Annotated in this window: 18 protein-coding genes; 3 read left to right on the forward strand and 15 right to left on the reverse strand. The window is 67.0% G+C overall.

Going from position 1 to position 19,063, the window contains the following annotated elements:
- Positions 1-12 precede the first annotated feature (12 nt).
- Entirely contained in the window at positions 13-738 is a 726-nt protein-coding gene (locus G9463_RS11135) for a precorrin-8X methylmutase (RefSeq protein WP_165896739.1), read from the reverse strand.
- The gene (gene cobN, locus G9463_RS11140; RefSeq protein ID WP_165896740.1) at positions 728-4,666 is read right to left on the reverse strand and encodes a cobaltochelatase subunit CobN; all 3,939 of its coding nucleotides are present in this window, start codon (positions 4,664-4,666) and stop codon (positions 728-730) included. The genes G9463_RS11135 and cobN overlap by 11 nt, the downstream gene beginning before the upstream one ends.
- A gap of 35 nt (positions 4,667-4,701) precedes the next feature.
- Here cobN and G9463_RS11145 point away from each other — a divergent pair, with 35 nt between their 5' ends.
- The 3 genes from G9463_RS11145 to G9463_RS11155 all read left to right on the forward strand — a co-directional run bounded on the left by G9463_RS11145 (position 4,702) and on the right by G9463_RS11155 (position 7,847).
- Positions 4,702-6,861 (forward strand): VWA domain-containing protein, encoded by a 2,160-nt coding sequence (locus tag G9463_RS11145; RefSeq protein ID WP_165896741.1) that lies wholly within the window; start codon positions 4,702-4,704, stop codon positions 6,859-6,861.
- A gap of 69 nt (positions 6,862-6,930) precedes the next feature.
- Positions 6,931-7,137, forward strand: a complete 207-nt coding sequence (locus G9463_RS11150; protein WP_007189686.1) for a CbtB domain-containing protein — start codon at positions 6,931-6,933, stop codon at positions 7,135-7,137.
- On the forward strand, positions 7,137-7,847 hold the full coding sequence (locus tag G9463_RS11155) for a CbtA family protein (protein WP_165896742.1): 711 nt from the start codon (positions 7,137-7,139) through the stop codon (positions 7,845-7,847). Before G9463_RS11150 ends, G9463_RS11155 begins: the two co-directional genes overlap by 1 nt.
- A 14-nt stretch (positions 7,848-7,861) precedes the next feature.
- Here G9463_RS11155 and G9463_RS11160 read toward each other — a convergent pair whose 3' ends face one another.
- From G9463_RS11160 to cbiT, 13 genes are all read right to left on the reverse strand, one after another.
- On the reverse strand, positions 7,862-8,569 hold the full coding sequence (locus G9463_RS11160; protein ID WP_165896743.1) for an Rnase Y domain-containing protein: 708 nt from the start codon (positions 8,567-8,569) through the stop codon (positions 7,862-7,864).
- A gap of 124 nt (positions 8,570-8,693) precedes the next feature.
- A complete protein-coding gene (locus G9463_RS11165) occupies positions 8,694-9,959 on the reverse strand; it encodes a PQQ-binding-like beta-propeller repeat protein (protein ID WP_165896744.1) in 1,266 nt (421 codons plus the stop codon).
- Positions 9,952-10,323 carry a DUF3209 family protein gene (locus G9463_RS11170; protein WP_004964927.1) on the reverse strand — a complete coding sequence of 124 codons (372 nt, stop codon included), beginning with the start codon at positions 10,321-10,323 and terminating at the stop codon, positions 9,952-9,954. Before G9463_RS11170 ends, G9463_RS11165 begins: the two co-directional genes overlap by 8 nt.
- 24 nt (positions 10,324-10,347) lie before the next feature.
- Positions 10,348-11,571: a CbiX/SirB N-terminal domain-containing protein gene (locus G9463_RS11175; RefSeq protein ID WP_165896745.1), complete on the reverse strand. Its 1,224-nt coding sequence runs from the start codon at positions 11,569-11,571 to the stop codon at positions 10,348-10,350.
- Positions 11,568-12,227, reverse strand: coding sequence for a hypothetical protein (locus G9463_RS11180; protein ID WP_011224564.1), 660 nt, complete (start codon positions 12,225-12,227; stop codon positions 11,568-11,570). The genes G9463_RS11175 and G9463_RS11180 overlap by 4 nt, the downstream gene beginning before the upstream one ends.
- The gene (locus tag G9463_RS11185) at positions 12,224-12,499 is read right to left on the reverse strand and encodes a ferredoxin (protein ID WP_165896746.1); all 276 of its coding nucleotides are present in this window, start codon (positions 12,497-12,499) and stop codon (positions 12,224-12,226) included. The genes G9463_RS11180 and G9463_RS11185 overlap by 4 nt, the downstream gene beginning before the upstream one ends.
- Positions 12,499-13,665, reverse strand: a complete 1,167-nt coding sequence (gene cobJ, locus G9463_RS11190) for a precorrin-3B C(17)-methyltransferase (RefSeq protein WP_165896747.1) — start codon at positions 13,663-13,665, stop codon at positions 12,499-12,501. Before cobJ ends, G9463_RS11185 begins: the two co-directional genes overlap by 1 nt.
- 2 nt (positions 13,666-13,667) lie before the next feature.
- On the reverse strand, positions 13,668-14,594 hold the full coding sequence (locus tag G9463_RS11195) for a precorrin-3B C(17)-methyltransferase (protein WP_165896748.1): 927 nt from the start codon (positions 14,592-14,594) through the stop codon (positions 13,668-13,670).
- A 220-nt stretch (positions 14,595-14,814) separates the two neighbouring features.
- Positions 14,815-15,579, reverse strand: a complete 765-nt coding sequence (locus G9463_RS11200) for an SDR family oxidoreductase (protein ID WP_165896749.1) — start codon at positions 15,577-15,579, stop codon at positions 14,815-14,817.
- Between the two features lie 157 nt (positions 15,580-15,736).
- Entirely contained in the window at positions 15,737-16,708 is a 972-nt protein-coding gene (cbiG, locus tag G9463_RS11205; protein WP_007189693.1) for a cobalt-precorrin 5A hydrolase, read from the reverse strand.
- Entirely contained in the window at positions 16,708-17,586 is an 879-nt protein-coding gene (locus tag G9463_RS11210) for a cobalt-precorrin-4/precorrin-4 C(11)-methyltransferase (RefSeq protein ID WP_007189694.1), read from the reverse strand. Before G9463_RS11210 ends, cbiG begins: the two co-directional genes overlap by 1 nt.
- Positions 17,579-18,376 (reverse strand): cobalt-factor II C(20)-methyltransferase, encoded by a 798-nt coding sequence (locus G9463_RS11215; protein WP_007189695.1) that lies wholly within the window; start codon positions 18,374-18,376, stop codon positions 17,579-17,581. Before G9463_RS11215 ends, G9463_RS11210 begins: the two co-directional genes overlap by 8 nt.
- A complete protein-coding gene (gene cbiT / locus G9463_RS11220; RefSeq protein ID WP_004964957.1) occupies positions 18,373-18,978 on the reverse strand; it encodes a precorrin-6Y C5,15-methyltransferase (decarboxylating) subunit CbiT in 606 nt (201 codons plus the stop codon). Before cbiT ends, G9463_RS11215 begins: the two co-directional genes overlap by 4 nt.
- Positions 18,979-19,063: the final 85 nt, after the last annotated feature.

Genomic DNA, 19,063 nt, shown 5'->3' on the forward strand with positions numbered 1-19,063 from the left:
CGAGGGGGGAGGTCATAGATCGACCACCCCCTCTCGCACGTCCGACGCAACGTGCACCAGTTCGTTCGTCAGCCCGGCGGCCAGCCCGCTCCCGCCGCGGCGGCCGACGTTCGTGATGGTCGGGACGCCATGTTCGGCGGCGACCTCGCGGAGCCGTTCCCGGCTCTCAGCAGCCTTGACGAAGCCGACAGGCGTGGCGACGACGACGGCCGGCCGAGTGCCGTCCTCAATACAATCTGCCAGCGCGAGCGCCGCTGTCGGGGCATTTCCCACGACGGCGATAGCGCCGTCGTAGACACCCTGTTTGTCGAGTTCGAGCACTGACGCGGCCGTGCGTGTCATCCCGGTTTCGGCGGCCAGCTCCGCGCCGTTGCCGATGGCCTTCTGAACTGGGCAGTCGTGGCCGCGGCCGGTGATGCCGGCCTTGACCATCGTGATGTCAGTGACGATGGGCTGTACGTCCAGCACGGCCCGCGCCCCCGCGCGGACCGGTTCGTCGTCGTCCGTCCCGGTGAACCGCATCAGGTGCTGGAACTCTGGGTCGCCGGTCGCGTGGACAGACTTCTGGCGAATGCGGTCGGCCAGCGTCTCGTCCGGGACGAGTTCGCGCACGCGGTCCATCGACGTCTCCGCGATGTCCATTGCGTTCGAGGTGGTCGCGCCAAGGTCGGCGTACTCCTCGAAGCCGTCGTCGCTGTTCGCGTCACCGTCTGTCGCATCGTCCGTGTTAGTCGTCATCTGAAGTCACCTCCTCGTCCTGCTCGCGGGTCGCACTGCTCCCCGCTCGCTCGTTCGGAGAGCCTCGCTCCGGACCCCCCGTCGCTCGGCTCTCCAGGTCACCGTCAACTTCCAGATTCAGGTCCCGCAGGCGGTCCCGGGTCTCGTCGTCGGCGTCCCAGAGCCCGCGGTCGATGGCTTCGAGTAGCGTGTCGGTGATCGAATCCAGCGCCCAGGGGTTCACGTCCCGGAGCCAGTCCTGTCGCTCCTCGTCAAAGGCGTAGCGCTCGGCCACGTCCTCCCAGAGGGTGTCGCTGACCACGTCGGTCGTGGCGTCCCAGCCCAGCACCACGTCGACCGTCGTCGAGAGGTCCCCAGCGCCCTTGTAGCCGTGTTCCTCCATCGAGTCGAGCCACGAGGGATTGAGCACGCGGGCGCGCATCGCCTTCCGGACTTTCTCCTCGTTGGTGTACACGTCGACGTTGTCCGGGTCCGAGGAGTCCCCGACATAGGAGTTCGGCTCCTCGCCGGCAATCTCCGTGACCGCGGAGATGAAGCCGCCGTGGAAGGCGTACCAGTCCGAGGAGTCGAACTCGTCTTGCTCGGCGGTGTCCTCGATTTTGACCGTCGCGTCGACAGAGGACAGACGGCGCTCGAATGCGTCGTGAGCGTCGCTCACTCGGCCGCGTGACCCCATCGCGTAGCCGCCCCACTGGACGTACACGTCGGCGAGGTCCGAGCGGTCGTCCCAGTTACCCTCGTCAACGGCCTTGTTCGTCCCGGCCCCGTAGCCGCCCGGCCGGGTCGTAAAGACGCGGTGTTTCGCCGCGCTCTCGGCGTCGCCCTCGTCCATGCCGTCGGCGACAAGGTCGTCGGTCTCCTCCTCGACGTGTTTCTTCACGTAGTTCATCTCGTGGGGTTCGTCGAGGTCGACAACGGCGTCGACGGCGTCGTGGACGACCCCCGCTGCCGCCGGGAACGCATCGCGGAACAGGCCGGAGACACGCGTCGTCACGTCGATACGCGGCCGGCCGAGTTCCTCGAGCGGAATCGGTTCCACGTCCTCGACGCGGCCGGCGTCGGACCAGATCGGTTCGACGCCCATCAGCGCGAGCACCTGTGCGATTGTCTCGCCGCGGGTCCGAACCGTCGGCGTGCCCCAGACGACGACGCCGATTTCCTCGGGGTACTCGCCTTCGTCCGTTTCATGGCGCTCCAGTACACCGTCGGCGACCTCGCTGCCCACGTCCCACGCCGTCTTGGCCGGGACCTTCCGCGGGTCCAGCGTGTAGAAGTTCCGGGCCGTCGGGAGCAGGTCGACGCCGCCGCGGGTCGGCGCGCCGGAGCCCCCCGGCGGGACGTACTCGCCCGCCAGCGCGTCGGCGGTGCGGGGAATCTCGTCGGCTGCGCCGGCCACCCGGGGGGCCGCCTCCTCGCAGATGTAGGCCAGCGCCTCGCGGAGGTCCTCGTGTGCGCCAGACCGCACGCGGGCATCCCCGAGCGGTTCGATGTCGACCACGAGAAGGTTCATATTCACCTCCGAGGTGTTGTCTTCGAGTTCGCTCTCGGGCACGTCGAAGTCGTGCTCGGCCAGCGTCCGGACGAGGTCTTTGCTGGTCTCGTGGACGTGGTCGGCGGCCTCAGCGTAGGTCATCCCCAGCGCCTCGTCGTACTCGCCGGGGGCGTTCCGGAGCTTGTCGTAGTCGACGCCCAGCACGCCAGCGACGCTCTCGCGCAGGGACGGCGCGCCGGGGTTCTCGAGGCGTGTGAGCGCGACCAGGTAGTCGACCAGTCGGTCGTCGGCCGGCGGCTCGCCCATCGTGTGCAGCCCCTTCCGGATCTGCGTCGTCTTCACGTCGGTGAGGTACTCGTGGACCCGTTCGACGAGGGCGTCAATGTCGAGGTCGTCGCCAGCCACGTCACCCTCAGCGAGCGTCGACCCGGCTTCGTCAGGGCCACGTACGTCGGCCTTCTCGTCGATTTCGCCGGCGATGCCGAGTTCGACGGCGAGGTCCAGTTCGTCGACGGTCTGGCGGAGCTGCTCGGCGAGGTGCTCGCCGTCGTCGGTCCGGGCGTCTTCCATGCCGGCCTCGCGGTAGCGGTCGGCCAGTTCTTCCAGGTCGGCCAAGTCGTCGTAGGTCCCGGCATTGGCCATCACCGGGGTCAGGTAGTCAACAATGGCGGCGTAGGAGCGCCGCTTCGCCTGCGTTCCCTCGCCGGGGTTGTTGACGATGTACGGGTAGACGTTCGGGATGTCGTCGATGAGCTGGTCCGGTGCGCTCTCGCCGTCCAGCCCGACAGTCTTGCCCGGCAGCCACTCCAGACTGCCGTGGGTCCCGAGGTGAACGACAGCGTCCGTCTCGTAGCTGTTGCGGAGCCAGCGGTAGAACGCGACGTAGTCGTGGGGCGGCTGGAGGTCCGAGTCGTGGTACACTTTCGAGGGGTCCATGCCGAACCCGCGTGGGGGCTGGACTGTCACGAGCACGTTGCCGAACTCCACGCCGGGAATTGCGAACGGGCGCTCGGGCGGGTCGCCCCACTCCTCAACGACGTTCTCACGGAAGTCGTCGTCAAGCATCTCGAACCACTCGCCGTACTGGGTCGGCGAGACGGTGTCGACGCTCAGCTCGCGCACGTCTTCGGGCGCAACCCAGCGGTCGTCGAGGGTCAGTTGGGCGGTCAAGCGCTCGACAAGCGACTGGCCGCTCTCGGGCATCGTATCACCGAGGTCATACCCGCGAGCATCCAGTTCCTCCAGCAGATTCACTGTACTCTCGGGCGAATCCAGCCCGAAGGCGGTCCCGATACCGTCGTCGCTGGGTGGGTAGTTGTGCAGAACGACGGCGACCTGCTTCTCGTCGTTCGGGGTGTGGCGCAGTTCGGCCCAGTTGACCGCCAGCCGCGCGACGTGGTCGATGCGGTCGTCGATGGGGAAGTGCTGTTTCGGCGCGCTCCCGATATCGGCGTCGTCGTCGGTCCGCTCCTTGCCCGAGATGGGGTGGGTGATGACGTTGCCGTCGAACTCCGGCAGCGCGACCGAAAGCGCGAGTTCGAAGCCCATCACGCCCGTATCGCTGCTGTCGTACCGGGACCGGGAGCGCATCGTCGTCACGGTCTGGATGACCGGAACGCCGAGTTTGTCGAGGAACACGTCCTCGGCGCTCTGGCCTTCGTCGTCGGCGCTGCGGCCGCGTTCGTCCATCGACAGCGAGAACATGAACGACGAGCAGACTGCATCGACCAGCGGGTTGCCGTCAGCATCGAGGAGCCACTCTTCAGTGACCTGTTCGGCGTTCCACTGGCCCTCGGCGTCGGTCGCCGGTTCACAGAATATCGGGAGCGCGTTCGCCCCGTGGGCCTCAATGGCCCGGACCTGCGCGTCGACGTAGCGGGTGTTCTCGTGTGTCCAGTGCGATTCGTAGAACCACACGGCGACCGTCGGTTTCGACGGGTCGAACGTCGCCCGCAGTTCGTCGATGCTTGCGCCCGGATGGTCAGGGTGATACACTCCTTCCGTTGGCAGTGTCACCGGCTCGTCGTAGGATGGGTCGGCGTCGCCGTACTGCGCCACGAGGTAGCGGAGGCAGTTGGCGACGTTGCTCGCCCCGCCCTTGTCGAGGTAGTCGTAGACGGTGTCGCGGTGCTCGTCCGGAACCGACGTGTCCTCGAAGGCGAAGGCGTCGCCCGTCGCTTTCACCACGAGCGGGACGCCGGCCTCGCGCAACCGCTCGACAGCGAGGTCGTAGCCGGGCATGCTGTCCTCGGCCCCGTGGAGCCAGAGGACGACGGCGTCGGCGTCGGTCAGTTCGTCGACGAACGCCTCGACCGCTGGCTCGTCGTCGAGGTCGCTCTCCGAGCGCACGACGAGGTCGGCGTCGACCTCGCCCGCGGCCCGCTGGACGGCCCCGAGTTCGTTCTCCGTCGCGGTGTAGAGTCCTAGCTGTGGCATAACGTTATTAAATCTCCGTTTGCACTAATACAAGTATGGTTGTATTCGGCGCGGGCAAAAAAGCTTCGCAGGGACCGACGTTCGCGGCCGTCGTCGGCCAGCGCGACCTCAAGGACGGCCTGCTCGCGGTCGCGACGGACGACGACCTCGACGGCCTGCTGGTCCGCGGCGAGAAGGGGACAGCGAAGTCGACGGCGGTGCGCGCGCTTGCCGACCTGCTGCCCGAGCAGCGCGCGGTCGCGGACTGCCCCTACGGCTGTCCGCCAGACCGGCCCGACGAGCAATGCGAGGACTGCCGGACACGCTCAGACCCGCCGGTCGAAACTCGTTCGGTTCCACTCGTGACGCTCCCCCTCGGTGCGACCCGGGACCGCGTCGTCGGCACGTTGTCGGTGGCCGACGCGCTCGACGGCGACCACGAGTTCGACCCCGGCCTGCTCGCCCGCGCGAACCGCGGCATCCTCTACGTGGACGAGGTGAATCTGCTCGACGACCATCTCGTGGACGTACTCCTCGACGCCGCCGCGAGCGGCCAAAACCGGGTCGAGCGCGATGGCGTCACCGTCACCCACCCCGCCGAGTTCACGCTCGTCGGGACGATGAACCCCGAAGAAGGCGACCTGCGCCCGCAGTTGCGGGACCGCTTCGCCCTGCAGACCGAGGTGTCTGCCTGCGAGGACCTAGAGGAGCGCGTCGCTATCATCGACCAGGCGCTCGGGGAAAGCGATGACGAGGAGAGGCAGACCGAACCGGACCGCGGTCCGGGCGAGCGCCTGCGGACCGCCCGCGACCTGCTCCCGGAGGTCGACCTCGCCCGCGAGTTCCGCGAACAGATCGCCGAACTCTGCCGGGACGCCGGCCTCGACGGCCACCGCGGCGATATCGCTACAGCGCGGGCGGCCAGAACCTTCGCCGCGCTGGACGGGCGGACGACAGTGCTCGAATCAGATATCGAACGCGCCGCCGAGTTCGCGCTCCCCAACCGGCTCACCTCCCGGCCCTTCGAGGACGCGCCGGACGTGGACGACGTGCTCGACGACCATTTCGAGGACGAGGAGGGCGAGGCTGAGGAGGAGTCCGCCGATGACGAAGAAAGCGGTGAGGAGGGGGGTGACGCGGACAGCGACGAGGAAGCGGGGGCCGGCGACGAGTCAGTAAACGACGGAGCCGATTCCGAAGGCGGTGAGGACGGAAGCGAACAGCAGGAGCAGCGCCCGGACGACAGCGGAGAATCCGGCGAGGACGGCGACGACGAGTCAGGCGAGCGCGGCGAGCAGCCGATGCCCGCTTCGGCCGACAGCGACGGCGAGCGGCAGGAAGCAGAGGCCGGCGACGGCGAAGGAGCGGCCGGAGACGACGGTGGGGAGGGGGAGTCCAACCAGTCCGACGACCCGGAAAACGCCACCCCGCTGCTGCCGGGCCAGTCCCGCGCCACAGTCGGCGACAGCGGCGCACCCGACGTGGATGCCCCGTCGGTCGACACAGACGGTGGGAACGCAAGCGGCCGTGCGAGCGCGACAGGGACGAAACGCGGTGCAACGGTCCGAACCGAGCGCGCCGGCCGGGACGATGAGGTCGACGCCGCAGCGTCGGTCCGGGCGGCGGCCAGTCGCGGGAGCGGCCGTGTCGAGTCACGTGACCTTCGGAAGTCCGTTCGTGCAGGCGACGCCGAGACGCTGGTGGTGTTCGCCGTCGACGCGAGCGCGTCGATGCGCCCGGCGATGAAAGCCGCAAAAGGCACAGTACTGGAACTGCTGAAAGACGCCTATCAGGCCCGCGACGAAGTCGCGTTCGTCACCTTCGCCGGCGAGGGCGCGGACGTGGTACTCCCGCCCACTGACAGCGTTTCGCTGGCGGCACGCCACCTGAAAGACCTCCCCACAGGCGACCGGACACCACTGCCGGACGGGCTGACGGCCGCCTGCGAAGTGCTCGACCGGGCGGACCCGGATGCCGGCGTCGTCATCGTCGTAACCGACGGGCGGGCGAACACCGCCGACGGGAGTCCGGTTGCAGCGACGAGAACCGCGGCGCGAACGCTCGGTGAAGCAGCCACCCGGACCATCGTCGTGAATGCCGGCGAAGCGGGCCGTGCTGGATTACTTGACCTCGTTGCAGAGGAAACGGACGCGTCAGTGGTCTCACTGGACGCGCTGACCGCGGAGCGCGTCGATGCCGTCGCCAGCGACCAGTAGCTCTTGGTCGGCGCTGTATCAGGCGGAAGTTTTACAATCTTACTTGTTCTTAAGACAAACGAGATTTCAATGCAGGATGACACTGATACCAAACACGCGACGGATAGCGTGTACGACCGTATCGAACGCGCCAGAGCATCCCTGACTGGCCCACAGATCGCCATCGCCGTCGCGCTGGTGGCGGCGCTCGGCTTCACGCTGCTGTTCGTGCAGGACCCAATGCTGCATGACTCACTGCACAACTTCCGCCACAGCGCCGGCATCACCTGCCACTGATGGCGACTGACTACCTCGAACGCGGCGCGATGGCCGGCGTGGCCGGCGGGCTGGTCTACGGCCTGTTCATCGCGACGGTCGGGAACGCCTTCACCGCTGGACTGGAGACATTCGAGCACAGCCACGGCGGGGGCGGCCCCGTCGTCTCCGAACTCACGACGACCGTCGTAAGCATCGGCGGCGGCGTCCTCTGGGGCCTGCTGTTCGGCGTTGCAGCGTTCGGGATGGTGTACTTCTTCCTCGAACCTGCAATCCCCGGCTCGGGCGCGACGAAGCGACTGGCGCTTGCGGGAGCCGGCTTTCTCACCGTCTCCGGCGCGCCGTGGCTCGTCTTGCCGCCACAGCCACCGGGCGTCGAGCAGGCGCTTGGGACAGAGACGCGCCTCGCCTGGTACGCCGGCCTGATGGCACTGGGGGCGCTGGTCGCAGTGCTCGCCGGGCTCGCGTATCAGCGGACAGCGCGCCACCACACCGCCATTCGACTCGGAGCCATGGCGCTGCCGCTCGCACTGCTCGCAGTTCCGGTCGCGCTCGCACCGGCAAACCCGGTCCACGGTGACGTGCCTGCCGCGCTCGTCGCGGCCTACCGCTGGACGGTCGTGTTCGGCCAGCTAGTGCTGTGGGCCACCATCGCTGGTGTACACACGTGGCTCGGCGAGAACGACACCGCGGCTGCGGACGAGCTGGACTATCCAGCGCCAGCAGACTGACGGAACGACACGATTCAGATTTTTCCGGCAACCGTCCCGAGATTCAGCGCCAGCCCGACGATAGCGACGACCGCGGCGATAACGAGGTTCGCCGTCGTCCCGCCGGCGCTGAACGGGGCCGTACCAGCCGACGCCAGTGCGCCGAACCCGATTCCGGCGACGACGAGCGCCACGCCGGCCAGCCCGACGAGCATCGTACCGGTCGGGCCGAACCGACCAGCCGACCGGTTCTCGTACCGCTCCAATGCGTCGTACATCGTCCCGGTGACCGTCTCCTCTAGGTCCGACATCTGTTCTGAGAGGTAGGTGTTCAGCGTCTCCTCGTGCTCGTCGAGTTCCGCGGCGCGCTCGGAAAGCTGCGCGTCGTACTCTGTCAGTTCGGCCTCGCGCTTGTCGAGGTCGGTCTCGCGGTCGTCAAGCGCGGCTTCGCGTTCATCGAGCCGGTACTCCCGTTCGTCCAGTTCCGCCTCTTGCCGGTCGAGTTCCTCCTCGCGGGCGTCACTCTTCTCTTCGCGCCGGTCGAGCTCTGCGCTCCGCTGATCGAGGCCCATCTCCCGTTCATTGAGCCGGCGCTGCATCTGCGCGAACTCCCGTTCGCGCTCGGTTGGGCGGTCGCCGACGGTGCTGTCGTCGGCGCTGTCGTCGACGGTGCTGTCGTCGTCGGCTTCGTAGTCCGCCGCCGGCTGTGCCTCCTCGTGGTCCGGGTCTGTGTTATCAGCCATACTGGGCTCCTATACCGAGACGCTAAGGCTATCGAACGGTTAGTTTGACACCACATAACACAGTAATCGGAGCCAAACCGGGGACAGCAAAAAGTCGTCTGGAGTGCCGTTACAGCCGAGATCGCTACGTCGACGCGTCAGCGACGGGTGTCTCGATTCGATACAATCGGTACGCGCCACGTTCGTGGCCCTCGTCGTGGTAAACGACCGGTTCCTCGACAGCAACAGCGGTCCCATCGGAGACTGCGGCTGCCGTCACGACGCCGTCGGTGTCCAACGTGTCGAGGGGGCCGTCGACAACATCGAACAGTCGAAGCGCGTGGTCGTCGGCGTCGCGGTCCCGGAAGTTCTGCGCGCCGGGAACGGCCAGCAGCGAGCCATCAGTTCCCAGTCCGCTAGCGAAGCCGCCCACGGGCGCGTCCCAGCGGCGGTCACCATCGAGCGAGACACCAGCGGCGGTGTGCTCGTTCGGGTGGCGGGCGTCCGTTTCACGGCCGTCCTCTGGATATGTGTTGCCGGTGACGAACACCGCGCCCTCGTCCGTCGCGTGGACGTGGTTCGGGTACGCGTAGACGGTGTCACCGGCCACGTCGGTCGGCGTCGCCAGTGGGACGCGCCAGCGCTCCCGGCCGCCGCTGTCGAGCCGGTAGCCGCGGTAATCGCCGTGGCTGGAGACAACAGCGCCGTCAGCCAGCAGCGCAACGTCGCCGACACGGCGCTGGCCGTCGGTCCCGGGGTCCCACATCCAGCGCGGGTCACCGTCGTCGGCGTCGAGGACGACGAGGCCGTGCTGGTGGTCGCCAGGACACCGGTTGTACGCGACGGCGACGCGGTTCTTGTCAGCATCGAGCGAGATGGGTGAGCCGTCGGTCCGGTATGTCCAGTCAATGGAGCCATCAGCTCCGAAGGCGTAGACGACGCTCTCGAAGTGGCGAAGGTCGTTCCCGTCGTCGTCGGTCCGGCGCTCGTACCGCCGGGCTGCGGCGTAGCAGCGGTCACCGTCGGTGGCGAGGCTGGCGACGAAAGGTAATAAGAAGCGCGTCTCCTGCTGGGCCCCGCCGAGGTCCCCGCGGGTTTCGTACCGCCATCGCAGGTCGCCGCCGGCATCGTGACAGCGGATCTCGCCGCGGACGCTGCGTTCGCCAGTGATGACACCGCCGTCGAAAGGCACCGCCGCGACGACACTCGGTTCGCCATCCGTGCCGTACTGCCAGCGCCGGTGTAGCGGCCCGGCGTCCGCCGATACGTCGAACGCCTGCAGGTCCCCATCAGCGGTGCCGACGACCGCGAGACCGCTGGTCAGCGTGACCGCCGAGCGGCGGCCCTGATGGCGCGAGCGGGCCGGCGCTACGTCCCCGAGGTCGGCGGTCGGGGCGCGCTGGCTACTCATCGACCGGGAAGGCCTCGTGAAGCACGTCGTGGGCCTCACCGAGCCCGGCGAGGACATCCTCGCCCTGCATGGTGATGCGCGACACCGCCCGCTCGGCGTCGCGGACGGCGACCAGTCGCCCCCGGAGGTAGTCGTACTCGGGGTCGTCTTCGGGGGTTGCGGCGATTTCCTCTTCGAGGTCCACGAGCGCGGCGTCGAGGTGGCGCTCGATGGCGGCGAGCGTCTTCGCGCCGGCGAGGGCCTCTATCGGGCCGGTCATGTGGCCCTCCAGCTCCTGTTCCGCGTGCTGGCGCGCGTGGTCGTCTTCGGTACCGAGAACGTTCATGAGACCCAGTCGGAGGGCCTCGATTTCGTAGCAGCTCATGTGTGTAGTGAATTGGGTGTGTGCTCAAAGGGTCTGGTCGACGAGTTCGCTTACGATGCGGTCGCGGTCCAGATGTGAGGAGACAATCTCGGCGGCGTCCTCGTCCTCAACGCCGCCGTACCAGACGCCGTCCGGGTAGACGGCGACCATGGGCCCCTCGCCACAGCGGCCAAGACACGACGACCGCGTGATGCGGGCGTCGCACTGGTCGCTGTCGCGGGCGGCCTGCCGCAGGCGTTCGAGGACCGCTGGCGCGCCGTCCTGAGCGCAGGTCTGGTTCGTGCAGACGGCGACGTGTTTTTCCGGGGCGTCGTGGACGTGGGGGTCGTCGTCGACGTTCTCGCGGTCGGCGTGTTCGGCCTGATGTGTCAGCGCCCGGAGCATCGCGCGAGCGCCGCCCTGGTCCTCCTCGTAGCCGTCGAGTTCGACCTTGTACTTGCAGGTGTCACAGGACATCTCGACGCTCCCGGTCCGGGCTTCCTGCCAGCGGTCGCCCAGCACGTCCAGCAGGCGCGTGTCGGTCCCGAGCGGTTCGCCCGGCGCGGCGTCGACGTAGGGGTATTCCTCGTCGAACTCGCGTGCACCGTCCTTGATGCGGCCGGTCAGCACGCCGTCCCCGAGCATGTACGGGATGACGACGACGGCATCGGGCCGCGTCTTGGCGATGTCGTGTAGCGTGTCATCGAGCAACGGCTCGGTGACGCCGATGAACGACGCCTCGACTCGCGAGAATTCGCGGCCCTCGTACAGCAGGCGGGAAAGCTTGTGCACGTCGGCGTTGGCGTCCGGGTCGCTGGAGCCACGGGCGCAGACGACGGCGGCCACATCGTCTTCCTCGCGGTCGACGCCCAGTTCGGCCTCGACGGCCGCCGCGCGGTCGTCCAGCAAGTCCAGCAGGGCCGGGTGGACACCGAGATGCGCGCCGTTGTTGATGGTCAGTTCAGGGTGGGCCTCACGGGCCTGCTCGACGGCCAGCGGCACGTCGTTTTTGACGTGACTGGCGGCAAACAGGGAGAGGTGGACCACCGATACCTGCGAGACGGCTCTGGCCAGCCCCGCGATGGCCTCGTCGATAGCCGGCTCGGCCAGTTCGAGAAAGGCCGCGTCGACCGGGATGCCGAGTCGGCCCTCCAGTTCGACCGCAAGGTCGCGGACCTGTTCGTTCGACTTCTCGCGCCGGGAGCCGTGGCCGACCAGCAGCACCGCTTCGTCGTCCAGCGTCTCCGGCGCGGTGATAGCTTCACTCATCGGACTCGTTCAATGCTTTTCTGGAGCTTGCGCCGGCGGCTCGGCGCGAACAGCCCCGTCTCTTCGCTGCCCTCGTACAGCCAGTCACCGAGGACAGGTGCCGCGTCGTCGGCCACACCGAACCAGTAGCCCGACGAGGTCTCCGAGAGCTCGTCGTAGGGCGCGTCGACCGGACAGCGGTCAAGCAGCGTCTGTATCGTCCGGAGGAGTCGTTCGTCTTCGTGGACGAAGGAGATACCGACCGCCTCGTCGTCGGACTTGAAACACACCGTGCCACAGCCTTCGAGCAGGCCGCGGAGGAGCTGGCGGTCGTAGTCGGCCAGCGCGTCGAAGCGGTAGCCGCCCGACTCGCCGTCGAACGGGAGGCCAAGCGCGGCGCTGGCACGGTCAGCGAGGCTGCCGACGACCTGCACCGTGAACTCCTCCTCCTGACGGGTAATCGAGGTGTCGTGGGCATACGCCCGCTCGACGATGCGGCGGTCGGCCCGCTCCGCACCGGCGATGGAGGCGAGCCGCCGAGCGGCCGTTTCGTCGTTCGTCCGGACAGTGATACAGCCGTCCTCGCACTCGCCGTCGCCGGTGACCCGACCCCAGAAGTACGCCGTCTCGGGGTGGGCTGCGAGCATATCGTTTGGCGCACCCGTTTCGACGCTCATGGCTGGACCTCCTCGTGGTCGGTGGCGGCAGGTGTATCGGCGGCCCCGGCGTCCTCCTCGACGGATTCCACGTGAATCGCATCCAGCGGACAGGCCGCAGCGGCCTGCTCGGCATTGTCCCGCCGGTCGTCGTCGAAGGTGGCCTCGATTGCTGTCTGGTCGTCCGTCTCGATAGCCGCCAGTCCCTCGCTATCCTCGACGAAGCGGTCGTCGCGGACGAGACAGGCGAAGACCCCGTCGCAGGCGTCGCGGTCGATAGTGATTCGGTACATTAGTAGTCGTACTTGGTTTCGTAGCCCCGCGGGGTCACCATCCGGTCGTCCCAGACGTAGGTGTCCTCGTTGCCCACGAGGAGGGTGGTGGTCATGTCCACGAGGTCAGTTTCGCCCAGTTCGGGCAGTTCGCCGAGTTCGACGATTTCGACCTGCTCGTCCTCGCGGCCGGCGGCGTGGACGACGCCGACAGGGGTCTCGGGGTCGCGGTGTTCCAGCAGGATTTCACAGCACTTCTCGTAGTTGTCCCGCCGTTTCCGGCTCCAGGGGTTGTAGACGGTGATGGTAAAGCCCTCCTTGGCGGCGGCGTGGAGTCGCGACTCGATGGTCGGCATGTCGGTGAGGTGGTCCGACAGGGAGATGGAGACGGTGTCGTTGACCAGCGGCGCGCCGACGCGGGCGGCACAGGACTGGGCCGCCGGAACGCCCGGAACCACGTCGAAGTCGAGCATCGTCGCCGTCGCGCCCTTGGACTCGATTATCTCCAGCGCGAGGCCGGCCAGCGCGTACACGTTCGGGTCGCCGCTGCCGATGATGGCCACGTCGTTGCCCGCCAGCGCACGGTCGATTGCCTCTTCGGTTCGAGACACTTCACCGCACATCGGCGTGTTGTAGATGTCGTCGGCTCCCTCAGTAATCTCGTCGGGGAGCAGTTCGACGTAGGTCGTGTAGCCGACGATGTGCTCGGCGTCCAGCAGGGCGGAGCGGGCGCGGGCAGTCATCCCCTCCGGCTGCCCGGGACCGAGGCCGACGGCGATGAGCTGGCCCGGCTCGGCGTCGAAGTCGTCAACGGTTGCACCGACCTCCTCCTCTTCGTCCGACTCACTGGACGAGGACGCGCCGCAGGAACTGCTGCCGGAGGAAGACGACGAAGCGGACGACGAGGAAGCCCCGCACTTCGAGGCGGTGTCGTCGCCCGTGTCCGGTGTCGTCTCCGTCGACGAACTCGCCGAACTCGCGCCGCACTTGGAGGCGGTGTCGGTCTCTGCTTCCGCTTCGCTCGCGGCCGTGCCGTCTTCTCGCGGGCCTTGCCCGCTCGAACGGTCCGCGGAACTCCGTTCCGCGCTACTCGCGCTTTCCGAGGCGCTGCGCGCCTCGCCAGCCTCGCTTGCGCCACACTTCGATTCTGTCTCGGTACTTGCGTCGGTAGTGTTGTCAGTGCTCATTGTCAGAAATCGTCGACGTCACGCCCGCCGCGCGGGGTGACGAGGAACTCCTGGTAGTCGTTGCGCCAGATTTCGGTCTCGTGGGTGCCGACGACGATGGACGAACCCATGCCGCCGACCTTGTCGTCGTGCTCGGGCAGTTCGCCGAGCGTGGTGATGGTCTCCGTCTCGTCGTCGAGGTTCCGGCCGGCCTCGCCGCGGCCAGAGTCGTTGACGATAGCAGCGGGCACATCGTCCGCTCGCTCCTCGCGGAGAACGTCGACGGCCCGCTCGTAATCGCGCCAGCAGTTGTAGAGGACGACGACGAAGCCGCTGATCGCGGCCGCCCGGAGCTTCTCTTCGATTTCGTCCCAGCCGCGCCACTTGTCGGACAGCGAAATCGTACAGAAGTCGTTCGACAGCGGCGCTCCGAGGTTCGCCGCGCCGGACAGCGCCGCGGTCACGCCGGGGACGATTTCGATTGGCACGTCGTCGGCGTCGTCGGCATCGGCCATCGTAAACAGCAGGTCGGACTTCCCGTAGACGTTCGGGTCGCCGCCGGAGACGTGGGCGATGTCCTCACCGGCGCGGACCCGCTCGAAGGCCTCGCGAGCGAGTTCGACCTGTTTGCCCATCGACGACCGGATGAGCGTCTGCCGACTGCCGTCGGGCCGCTCCAGTACGGCCCCTTCTTCGCCAGCGATTTCGCCGTCATCGGTTTCGCCGTCGAGTTCAGCCGATTGGGGCGGGAGCGTGCCGTCCTTCCGGAGGAACTCTTGATAGAGGTTCGAGGCGATGATACAGTCAGCGGTCTGGATGACGTCTTTCGCCCGCTGGGTCATGTCGTGGGGGAGCCCCGGCCCGATACCGACCACGTACAGCGTCCCGTAGTCGGCTGGACGCGTCGCCTCAGCCGCGGCCGCTGTCGACTGGCGTCCGTCGCTACTCATCCTCGGTCTCCGAGGGCCGCCGGTCGAATCTCGATACTGTGGCGCATGGTGAGTACAACGCCGCTTTCGCATAAAACAATTGTGCTTGTACTAGTCCAAGCGCAAGTGTTGGGAAGAGGTAGTTTGGTTGTATACGAGCTCGGGGAAGAGTCGAGAGCAGTGGCTGTGCAACCGTACTCACGTCGACGAATCGCAGCGCAAACAGTTCGATATCCCCCGGTCAGGTGTTCGTCAGTCCTCCGTCGACTACAACGCTCTCGCCGTTGACGTAGGAGGCCATATCGCTGGCGAGGAACGTCGCCACGTCGGCTATCTCCCCGGGTTCGCCGAAGCGGCCCGAGGGGATGAGTTCCTTCAGCATCATCTTCGTCGTGTCGTCGATGCGCTCGTCCTCGAACATCTGGGTCTTGCTGTAGCCCGGATGAATGGCGTTGACCCGGATGTCGTAGTTGCTCAGGCGGTCCGCGAGCGCATAGGTGAACAGCCGAACTGCGCCTTTCGAAGTGCAGTAGTTGACCAGCAGGCCGGTGCCGCGGATGCCGCCGGAGCTGGACATATTGATCACGGTGCCGCCGCCGTTCTCCCGCATCGCCTCGGTTGCGACCTGCGCGCCGAAGAATACACCCTTCGTGTTCACATCCATCAGCCGGTCGTAGTCCGCCTCCGTGGTCTCGTAGAAATCCGCTATCTCGGAGATGCCGGCATTGTTGACCATGATGTCGATACCGCCCAGTTCCTCTGCCGCGGCGACGGCCACCTCCAGGTCGTCGGGGTCGGTCACGTCACACTCGACGAAGTGGGCCGTCCGGTCGGTCTCAGCTTCGACCAGTTCGTGGGTCGGTTTGCCGCCCTCGCGGGGGTCCTGCTGTCGGTCCGCAACGATAACGTCTGCGCCGTGCTCCGCGTACCGTCGGCAGATGGCCCGGCCGAACCCGCTTGCGCCGCCCGTAACGACCGCCACCTTGTCTTCGAGTAGTGTTGTCATGCGCCATTTGTCATCACAGGCGCACATAATAAATAAGTTTAGAGTTGTACGATGACAGGAACTCGGGACAGCTGTGGACTCGCTGCTAAGGATAGTTCAGTGGCTGCTCGGTTGCGAAAAGCTGGAACCAAAACCCAATGGCTGACAAAAAGCGAGGTTAGCGCCCGATAGCGACGGTCACAGCCTCGTCGTAGCGGGTCTTCTCGGCCAGCAGGTCGTGTTCGCTGCCGGCGGCGATGGCCGACGCCTCGGCGATGCCCGGCCACCCGATGAGTTCCTTCGACCGCGAGGGGGTCGGCCCCTCGAACCCCTCCAAGGTCTCCTTCTCGAAGGCGATGACACCCAGTCCCCACTCCTCAGCAGCGGCGAGCATGCCTTCCTCGTCGGCTTTCCGGGTGCCCGTTGCGACGAACTCCACATCGTCGCGGTCGAGGTCGGCCTCGTCCAGCGCCTGCTCCCAGGCCGCGTGGAACTGCTCGACATCCGCGCCGGCGACGCTGCCACAACCGAGCACGACGCCGTCGTCCTTGTTGCGCTTCAGGACGGTCACGTCGTCGTCGACCAGCACGGCCTTCGGCCCGTCAAGGCGCTCGATAGGGCCGAGTTCATCGTCCAGCACGGCGAGGTTCGTCGCCACGGTCGAGTCGCCGTTGACGACGTGGGCGTCCAGCGCCTTGGCCTGCTTCTCGACGCCCTGCTTGTCGGCAGCCTCGCTTGCGGTCGTCATCGCCGGCACCGCGCCCATGCTTGCGAGGTCGTCAGCGACCTGATTTGCGCCGTGGTGGCCGCCAGTTATCGGGATGGCCCACGTGAGTTCCTCGTCGACGACACAGATAGCGGGGTCGTCCCACTTGTCGTCGAGCAGGTGGGCGGTCTTGCGCATCGCGATGCCGCTGGCCATCAGGCCGATGAAGCAGTCGTATTCGCCCCAGTACTCCTCGAACACGTCGCCGTGGTATTCGAGGATATCGATGGACTCGTAGCGGTCGCCGATACCGTCGACGATGTCCTCGGCCGTGTCCATCTTCCGCTCGAAGGCCACGATGGCAATATTCTCTGCTACTTCGCCGTCTGAGTCGGGTGCTTTGCAACCATGCGAACCGGAGTCGTCGTCTGTGTCGGTGCTCATCAGTCATCAGCCTCCTGTGAATCCGCGTCGCTCCCGCGATTCGCCCAGTCGCCATAGAGGAACGACCGCTCGTAGTCCTCGCCGCCGACAGCATCACCGATGACGACCATTGCGGAAGCGCGATAGCCCGCGTCCTCCAGCTTCTCGCCGATGGTGGCTATCGTTCCCTCGATGACGTCCTCGTCGGGCCAGGACGCGTGGTAGATGGCCGCCACTGGTGTTTCGGGGTCGTGGCCGTCTTCGAGCAGCCGGTCCATCGTCTCGCTGACGGCGTGGGTCCCCAGATAGATGCAGGTCGTGACATCGCCCATACCGACGAACTCGGAGATGTGGTCCTCGTCCTCGTCCAGCGTCTTGCCCTGCGGGCGGGTAAAGGCGACGTGGTTGGCGACCTCGTTCAGTGTCAACTGGGTTCGCATCGTCGCGCTGGCGGCGAAGGCAGAGGTGACGCCGGGGACGATGTAGGTCGGGACGCCCTCGTGTTCGAGCGCGTCCATCTGCTCCAGGGCCGCGCCGTAGATGGCAGGGTCGCCGCTGTGAAGGCGGACAACGGTGTCGCCGGCCTCGTAGGCGTCCCGCATCAGCGGAATCAGCTCTTCGAGGTCCTTGCCGATAGAGGACACCGTTTCGGCGTCCTCGCAGTACTCCTCCAGCAGTTCGCTGTTGACGAGCGAGCCGGCGTGGACCACGAGGTCGGCGTCAGCCAGCAATTCCCGGCCAGCGACGGTCAGCAGCCGGGGGTTGCCCGGCCCGGCTCCGACGAAGGGAATGCCCTCCTGCTCGTCGCCGGCACTGTACTCGTAGACGCGGTCGTCTCGGTTCCCAGCGACAGAGTCGATTGCCGTCTGTGGGTCCGTCTCGTCAGTCTCGTCAGTCATGCTGCACCTCGTCGCCGCAAAGGGCGGCTGCAGAGCGCTCCTGTCGCACTACTTCCCCGGACCCGTTCTCGCCGCCGTCGGTCACGACACCGCTCTCGTCGGCCGCTTCGAGGAAGGCGTCGGTCGCCTGCTCGACGCGCGTCTCGGGCTTCTCGGCGTAGGCTAGCGTGTAGTAGTCTCGCTCATCGATATCGGTCGGGTCGTCGGTCACGACCGTCTCGCCCTGTTCCATGAACAGCCGGCGGCCGTACACCACGTCGTAGCCGGCCTCAACCAGCCCTTCGTGAGTGGCCGGCGCGTCGGTCACCTTGAACAGAATCATCCGGTCGGGGCCGGTCGGCGACGCGCCGCGGTCGGCCTCACGCAGCGCCAAGCTCGACCCGGCGGTGATTTCGACGCCAAGCGCGGTCGCAAACGCCGACATGGCGCTGACGCCGGGCACCACTTCGAGGTCGACTTCGGGGTGAAACGCCGCGAGCGTCCGCCGGAGATGGCCAAAGGTCGAGTAGACGTTCGGGTCTCCAAGCGTGACGAAGGCGGCATCGCCGTCGCGGGCGGTCGGCGCGATTTCGGCGGCGGCTTCCTTCCAGGCCGCCCGGAGTTTCTCCTCGTCGCGTGTCATCGGGAAGTCGAGGTCGCCGATGCGCTCCTCGGGGACGTGCTTGGTCGCAACCGACCGCGAGAGCCGCCCCGGCGAGTACACCACGTCGGCGGATTCCAGCGCGCGCTTCCCGCGGACGGTCACCAGGTCGGGCTGACCAGGACCGAGGCCGATGCCGTAGAGTGTCATCGCTGGCCTCCGTCGGTCGCCTCAGTCTCAGTCGGTGACCCGCCGTCGGCGGCAACGTCCTCGCTGGCGCTGCCGACGAGCATATACACCGGGTTCTCCGAGTTGAAGCTCGTCGCGCCGGCGAGTTCGTAGCCGTGGCTCACCTGAAACTGGACAACCTCTTCCAGAATGTCGCGCTCGCGGAAGGCCTCTGTCGCCGCGCCGGCGACTTCGAGCCGCGAGACGTTCATCACGATTCGGTCGACGCCGGTTTCGACCGCGTGGTCGAGAATGGCTTCATAGTTGCGTGACCCGCCGAGGAAGAGGACGTCGGCGTCGTCCGGCAAGCCCTCCGGGGCCTCGGCCTCGCGCAATTCGACATCAGCGTCAACGTCGTTGGCGGCGAGGTTCTTGCGAGTCACGTCGAGTCGATTCCCCTTGCGTTCGAGCGCAGTGACACGCCCGGCCCGGCGCGCCGCCGTGATGGTGACGGCACCGGTACAGGAACCGACCTCCGCAAAGTGGTCGGACCCGGTGAGAGCGAGTTTGCTGGCGAGGACGGCCCGGACCTCCGGCTTGGTGGGACCGGCCTTCGCATCGTGTGGGAGCGAGACGCGGGACATCACGCTATACAACTACAGTAGCGCGTAAAACAATTTTGGTTGTATTAGTCCAAGTGCGGATGATAGCAGGGTTCGGCGACCGACG

The sequence above is a fragment of the Haloarcula sp. JP-Z28 genome (assembly GCF_011440255.1).
Taxonomy (GTDB): domain Archaea; phylum Halobacteriota; class Halobacteria; order Halobacteriales; family Haloarculaceae; genus Haloarcula; species Haloarcula marismortui.